This is a genomic window from Thalassospira sp. MCCC 1A03138 (assembly GCF_002115785.1).
Lineage (GTDB): Bacteria > Pseudomonadota > Alphaproteobacteria > Rhodospirillales > Thalassospiraceae > Thalassospira.
Genome location: NZ_JFJY01000020.1, coordinates 1 through 2,354, shown reverse-complemented (window position 1 = coordinate 2,354; position 2,354 = coordinate 1). Strand labels below are relative to the sequence as shown.

Annotated in this window: 2 protein-coding genes; one reads left to right on the top strand and one right to left on the bottom strand. The window is 53.3% G+C overall.

Annotated features, from left to right (window positions below; translation table 11 throughout):
- Positions 1-108 precede the first annotated feature (108 nt).
- The gene (locus TH468_RS21050) at positions 109-1,596 is read right to left on the bottom strand and encodes an MFS transporter (protein ID WP_210402282.1); all 1,488 of its coding nucleotides are present in this window, start codon (positions 1,594-1,596) and stop codon (positions 109-111) included.
- A gap of 123 nt (positions 1,597-1,719) precedes the next feature.
- Here TH468_RS21050 and TH468_RS21045 point away from each other — a divergent pair, with 123 nt between their 5' ends.
- Positions 1,720-2,253, top strand: coding sequence for a TetR/AcrR family transcriptional regulator (locus TH468_RS21045; protein WP_085646382.1), 534 nt, complete (start codon positions 1,720-1,722; stop codon positions 2,251-2,253).
- Positions 2,254-2,354: the final 101 nt, after the last annotated feature.

The window sequence follows — 2,354 nt, the reverse complement described above, 5'->3', positions numbered from 1 at the left end:
GCACTTTATCGGCAAGAGGCATTCAATTAGCTGCCCCAATAGCGATATCAATTTGAATAGAATCCAACCTCTGACGCCCTTTGGGCTCCCGAATGTTGGATGGTCTGATCAGTTTGCCGCATTTCCTGTTGGGCGATAGCCCGCCAACAGGAAATAGACGGCAATGGCCAAAGCCGCGATCATAGCAGCTGCAACAGACAACAATGTGACATGGGCGGCGCTGAAGGCAACCTTGCCCGCCGCTATGAGATCTGCGCCGTGTTCGACCGAGAGCTCACTGGCCACAAGATAGGTGTCACCTATCGAACGGTAGGCATGTTGGGCCAACGGCAACGCAATATCGGTCGGTATTTCGATGGCCCGGCTGTAAACGCTGGCCATGAAGACGCCAAAGAAAGTGATACCGAGGCCTGTACCCAATTCATAGCCAGTACCTTCCAGTGAGCCTGCTGCACCACCTTTTTCCGCTTCAACAGAACCCATGATGGCGATGGATGACGCCGTCAGCGCGATGCTCAGGGTAAGACCGACAACTGCGAGAGCTGTAGGGACGGCAAATCCCGGGTCGTGAAAATCAGCACAGCCAAGGTAATACAGTGCCACGGCACTGACCAACAACGACAACGACGCGGCGAGGCGCAGACCAAACATCTTCGACAGCAGGCCTGCGATGGGGCCGCCGATTGCGGCAGCAACCATGATCGGGATCATAAAAATGCCCGCTTCAAGAGGCGTCTTCCCGACGACATATTGCAGTTCCTGAGCCAGAGTCAATTCGACACCGGCAAGGGCCCCCGTAGCAAAGAGGGCCATGATGATCCCAGCAACAATTGCGGGATGGGAAAATAGTGACAGGTCCAGCATCGGATTGCCTGACCGGAGCTGCTTTCTGACAAACAGCGACAGCATCATGATACCGAATGCCATGATAGCAAGAACGATCTCGAACGACTGACTCTGACCGGCCCCTGCCTTAATAGCGTAGACAAGAGAAATCATGCCGGCAATCAGCAACAACGCCTGACCAATGGCCCACTTGCCCTGTGTCGTCACTTCCGCGCGTGACAAAAGAAAATAGCAGGCTGGGGCGACCAAAAGCAGGACCGGCACATTTATCAAGAACACCGAACCCCACCAGAAATGCTCCAAAAGACCTCCGCCGATTAGCGGCCCTAATGCGGCACCCGCGGATCCAACCATACCCCACAATCCCAGCGCGGTCCCACGCTCGCTGTCGTTCTCGAAGGTCCGGCGGATGATTCCCAACACACAGGGAACAATCATCGAACCACCTAACGCAAGCAGGACACGCGCAATGATCAGCATCGGAGCGCTTTGGGAAAACGCTGCAGCAACGGAGGCGATGCCGAATATCAAAAGGCCCGCAAGCAGTACCTTCCGGTTACCAATCCGGTCAGCAAGCGTCCCCATGGGAACCAGCAGACCTGCCATCAGGAGAGGATAGATATCAATGATCCATAATACCTGAGTACTGGATGCACCAAGTGACTGCGTCAGGGTTGGAACTGCGACATGAAGAACGGTCATGTCAATGACGACAGGGAGAAACGCTAGCATGACCGCTACGAGGATCATCCATCGCTTCGGGTCACGGTAAGGGGCAGACATTGACACACCTAAATGATAGTTTGAAAGGCCTCATATAAATACATACGTATGGATTTCAATCTTTATGTTTGATTATGTGCGAAGGAAAAAATGGGCAGGAAACCAACAATCACCCGCGACGACCTTTTGAGAATCGCCGAAGACATCGTGAACACCGAGGGAGCCCAGGCACTCACGATTGGAACCCTTGCAAAAGCAGCGGGCATATCCAAGGGAGGCGTCCAGTATTCATTCTTGTCAAAAGATGATCTGATCAAGGGATTGGTCGATCGGTGGATCACCCATTTTGACTCCCTTGTTGTTGACATCGAGAGTGTGGGTCCGATTAATTTTGTTCGCAGCTACATTTCAGCAATGCGCTCCGCACAAGGCGCTATCGACGCAAAGATGGCTGGCCTTATGATCGCTTACATGCAAAATTCTGAGAACCGCATGGAAACTGCGGACTGGTACCGGTCGATCCTTGGCAAAATGGGAGACACACCGGACGCGCGAGTAGCCCGAACCGCTTTTATGGCTACAGAGGGACTGTTCATGCTGCGTATCTTAGGTGCCGATGACGGCGTGGATTGGCAATCACAATTGGACGATATCGAAGCGTTGTTAACAGCACATCCCGCATGACAGTCCGCAACTCGTTCGAGCGCTATTAATCGTGATGAAGGGCAATTGCCTGAAATGGTGCGCCCGACAGGATTCGAACCTGTGGCCCCCAGATTAGGAAT

Coding starts and splice junctions, on each gene's coding strand:
- TH468_RS21045 (WP_085646382.1), top strand. CDS start 1,720: ATGGGCAGGAAACCAACAATCACCCGCGACGACCTTTTGAGAATCGCC.
- TH468_RS21050 (WP_210402282.1), bottom strand. CDS start 1,596: ATGATCCTCGTAGCGGTCATGCTAGCGTTTCTCCCTGTCGTCATTGAC.